Origin of the sequence: uncultured Cyclobacterium sp. (assembly GCF_963976465.1) — a bacterium.
Lineage (GTDB): Bacteria > Bacteroidota > Bacteroidia > Cytophagales > Cyclobacteriaceae > Cyclobacterium.
In genome coordinates this window covers 1-4,647 of record NZ_CAXBOC010000454.1, presented here as the reverse complement: position 1 = coordinate 4,647, position 4,647 = coordinate 1, and the positions used below count along the sequence as shown (strand labels likewise).

The following is a 4,647-nucleotide window of genomic DNA, read 5'->3' as shown; positions in this document are numbered from 1 at the left end:
CAATTTAAGAAGTTGGAAGAAGAACATGCAGGTAAACCCTATCAATTTAGCACAAACTTGACTTTCGGTAATCCCTATGCGGGCATAGCCGGAGAAATAGCTGAGGTTAAAGCAGATTTGGTAATTATGGGTTCTAAGGGATCCAGCGGCTTGGAAGAATTATTGATTGGTTCAAATACTGAAAAGGTGGTCAGGCATTCAGATTGCCCTGTTATTACTGTCAAAGAGAAAATTAGTGCAGATGCGATTAAGAAAATCGTCTTTGCAAGTGATTTCAGTGATAATAGCAAAAAGGTGATCAAGAAACTGAAATATTTACAAGAATTATTGGGTGCACAAATTAGACTTGTGAAAATTAACACACCTAATTCTTTTGAAAAAACCATTGTGTCGATGAAAAACATCAAAGATTTTATCAAAGAAAACAAGCTGGAAAATGCTGAAATAGATATATTCAATGGAGATAGCGAAGAAGAAGGAATCAATGAATTTGCGGAATTTGTGAATGCAGATATGATTGCGATGGCTACACATGGCAGAACAGGCTTTTTGCATTTACTGGGAGGAAGTATAGCAGAAGATGTGGTCAACAGCTCCAAAAAGCCTGTGTGGACGATGAAGTTTAAATAATAAATTGATAATAAATGGGTAGAAAAAAAAGCAATGATTGGAAAAAAAGAGATGGAGTAGTTTATTCTACCGCAGATAACTTTGATTTCGATCTGGAAAACGAGGGGAATGAAACTACGCTTCCACCCAAGCAGCAAAATTTGAAAGTAATGTTGGATAAAAAGTCCAGAGGTGGCAAACAAGTCACCCTTGTAGCTGGATTTATAGGGCAGGAAGATGATTTAAAATCCCTTGGTAAAGAATTAAAAGCGAAGTGTGGGGTAGGAGGAAATACCAAAGATGGCGAAATTCTTATTCAAGGAGACCAAAGAGAAAAAGTAATTGATTATTTGATTGGTATGGGGTATAAAGCCAAAAAGTCCGGAGGATAATTCCGGACTTTTATTTTTTGTATAGTATTCCCAAAAAGCATTTCCTCAAAAATATTTCACCGACAGAATAGACAATTTAACCGATGCCTTTTCGAGGTTAATCGACTATTTATTAGTTGCTTCTATATTATTTATACATTTGATTACAAACCTTTAATAATCGGTAGATCCGGTAAATCTTAGAATACGTAAGTTTTTTAGCATTAAACGATAAATATAGAAAGGCATGATGGGACAGTTTAGATTATTGAGCTTTAGTACAAATTTATACAATTTGAAGAGTGATGCATTTTATTTGGACTTTGAGGAAACAAAACAGTTGATGTTAGAGCTGAAGTCATGGCCGGAGATTCAAGAATCTTTTATTCTATCCCTGCCCGAAAGGATAGAAATTTTATACTACAGTAATTTTGATTTAGAGTACAAAATTTTTGAGGCGATAACGGCCTGTAAATCCGGTACTGTTTTACCAATTAAAAGTGAATTCAACCAAACTTCTGATGAAGAAAAGTTGTTTATTCACCTTTCAGAATTGTGTTTTGGAGTGCAAGCCTCCAATTATGGGACCACTCCCTTATTTCCCCAATTTTCCCAAGCCTACGAATTTGCTGTTGATAATGGAACCATCGGAGAATATTTGGAACATTGGTGGGAAAATATAGTCAGCACCGATAAGATGCTTAAAAATCAGGTGGATTATCAATTGCCCAATTTTTCAATCTCATATATAGTATCTGATTTACTTACGGAACTGATAAACAAAGTCAAAAGACCTAAAATTGCGATCATTGGCTTCAACGCATTGAGCAAAAGAATTTACAAAAACCTTTCCAATAATGGCTACGGAAAAATAACTATTGTGGACAAAACCATAACTTCATGCCTCAATTTTAAAGGAGAAGAATTGCACAATTTCACTTTTGAACCGATGGAAAGCGTGGAAAATGTCATTGTTGATAATGACATCCTAATTTCTACTTTAGAAGATGCAGATCGATTGCTACAACTTCAATATTTTGAGCATGATTTTCTTGACACAAAGATTTTTATCGACTTATCCATTAAGAGCACTTTAACATCCGTATTAAGTGATTATGATCAGGTCATTCCTTTTAACCTGACTGATATTTATAAAATAATAGAGCAAAAGATGGAGATCAATAAAAAATGGTTAAGGAAAGCCAAGCCTATTGTTACAAAAAAGAATCAAAAATTCTTTGACTGGATGGATAACAAAAAAGCAAAAAATATGCTGGAACTGATAAAATCTTACTTGCAAGAAAATGTAAACCAAAACTTATATTCTAGGGTATTGACCTCTGACGAGCCCATGTCCAGTTTTGATTTAACCCTTTATAAAATCAACAAGATGGTCTTGAAAAAATCAATCGAAAAAATAAAGCGAAACACCCAATACAAAGACATTATCAATTATGATAAAATTGTCAATGAGTTTTACCAATACAATTAATTTATTTTAAACTATTTTTTTACTTTTAATTTTAGTCTACGGCAATGATTCAAAATTAATTTTCAACTTTTCTTTAGCTAAGCCACAGCAAAAACTTACTTTTTTACCACGGGTTTATCCCGTGGTTTTTTTGTGAATCAAACCACAATCGAGCTGGCCCAATATTTTTTTAAATGAAATGCTTATCCTGCTATCTCAGAATAGACCAATGTATTATCACCTGTATTACCTTGTAATTTAAAACTAAACTTAAGCATCATAAGTTTGATAGGGTCAAAAGACAGACTTGAATTTACTGTAATAGATCAAATTGCAAGTCCAAAGTAAGCCTTTACTTTTTCCCACACTAAACTTCTCAAAAAGAGGCTTTTTTTATCACAGTAATCAGCATTTTATTTTGCAAGTTTGCAATAGCTGACTAAATTTGCAATACTATGATGACATCAGGAAGTTTCCGCTACACCACAATATTTTTATCCCCGGCAAATGCGAATATGCATCATGCAGGTCATCATTGCTCCTAATAGCAAATCCCCCTCCCATTCATCCCTTACTCAGGGGGAAATAATCAAACGAAAACTATTCTAGTATTTATTGTATACATAATTCCATGGAAAACATTATCAGGATTGCCGTTCAAAAAAGTGGTCGTTTAAGTGACGATTCTCTTAAACTCATAAAAGAATGTGGCATTAAATTTCATAACGGCACAGGTAAATTAAAGTCTTCATCCACCAACTTTCCTATAGAATTTTTGTTTCTAAGAGATGATGATATCCCTGGATACGTAGCAGACGGAATAGCTGATTTAGGTATAGTAGGCGAAAATGAGCTGGTAGAAAAAGACAAGAATGTAAGTGTCTTAAAAAAGTTGGGTTTTTCAAAATGTCGACTTTCATTGGCAATACCTAAAGGAGAAGATTACTCCGGAATAAATTATTTTGAGGGGAAAAACATTGCTACCTCCTATCCTAAAATCCTAGGAAATTTCTTAAAAAAGGTAAACATTAATGCGGACATTCATGAAATCAGTGGTTCTGTTGAAATTGCCCCAAGTATAGGACTTGCAGAAGGCATCTGTGATATAGTCAGCTCCGGCTCCACATTAATGATGAATGGGCTTAAGGAGGTAGAAGAAATTTTTCAATCCCAAGCTGTACTAATTAGTAATAAAGACATCAATTCCGAAAAACAAGCTACTGTAGAGAAATTGCTTTTTAGAATGGGAGCTGTGTTTTGCTAAACGCCCCCAACGATTCCTTGGAAAGGATCTTATCTCTAATCCCGGGAATGAGAAGTCCAACTATATTGCCTTTGGCTGAAGAAGGTTGGTCTTCAGTTCATTCAGTCATTAGTGAGGATCAATTCTGGGAGAACATTGAAGAATTAAGAAAAGCAGGAGCACAGGGTATTTTGGTTGTTCCCATCGAGAAAATGCTAATTTAGGAATCGATTGTAAACTGATGGACAATTAGCTCCCCATTCATTTTTGGGAAAGGTATTGTTCCCATTACAAAATTCAAAGCGTATGAAAATCCTGGTCAATCCAAGCAAAAAAAGTTGGAAAAAAGAACTGGCAAGGCCTGTTCAAAAAACGAAGGACATAGAAAAGATCGTGAAACCGATCATGAAAAAAGTAAAGCGTCAGGGAGACAAAGCCTTACGAAAATTTGCTTTTGAATATGATCATGTGGAAATAGATTCCATCGTGGTGGATCCTTCAGAAATAGAAAACTCAGGTAAGCATGTTGACAAATCGCTAAAGAGCGCCATAAAGACAGCCAAATCCAATATTGAAAAGTTTCACCAACTACAGGAAACACCGGACTTGAGTACTGAGATTATGGATGGGGTGACATGTATGCGAAGAAGCGTAGCTATCCAAAAGGTAGGTTTATATGTACCTGGTGGCACTGCCCCCTTGTTCTCTACGGTATTGATGCTTGGCATACCTGCAAAACTGGCCGGATGCCAAGAGATCGTGCTTTGTACTCCCCCTAATCAAAAAGGACAAGTCCACCCGGCCATATTATATGCTGCCAAACTGGTGGGCATCACCAAGGTGATTAAAGCCGGAGGAGCTCAAGCCATTGCTGCCTTAGCCTATGGTACCGAGACTGTTCCAAATGTTGATAAAATTTTTGGTCCAGGAAATCAGTATGTCACAGCCGCAAA

Annotated in this window: 4 protein-coding genes and 1 pseudogene; all 5 read left to right on the top strand. The window is 35.8% G+C overall.

What is annotated here, in order from left to right:
• Positions 1–630 (top strand): universal stress protein (locus AAC037_RS20115; RefSeq protein ID WP_339905129.1); only part of this gene is annotated, 630 nt, incomplete at its 5' end.
• Between the two features lie 14 nt (positions 631–644).
• On the top strand, positions 645–1,001 hold the full coding sequence (locus AAC037_RS20110) for a translation initiation factor (protein ID WP_303612308.1): 357 nt from the start codon (positions 645–647) through the stop codon (positions 999–1,001).
• 226 nt (positions 1,002–1,227) lie between these two features.
• Positions 1,228–2,472, top strand: a complete 1,245-nt coding sequence (locus tag AAC037_RS20105) for a hypothetical protein (protein WP_339905127.1) — start codon at positions 1,228–1,230, stop codon at positions 2,470–2,472.
• A gap of 610 nt (positions 2,473–3,082) precedes the next feature.
• A pseudogene (gene hisG / locus AAC037_RS20100) lies at positions 3,083–3,918 on the top strand (ATP phosphoribosyltransferase).
• An 82-nt stretch (positions 3,919–4,000) separates the two neighbouring features.
• The coding region (hisD, locus tag AAC037_RS20095) for a histidinol dehydrogenase (protein WP_339905126.1) at positions 4,001–4,647 on the top strand (647 nt) is incomplete at its 3' end.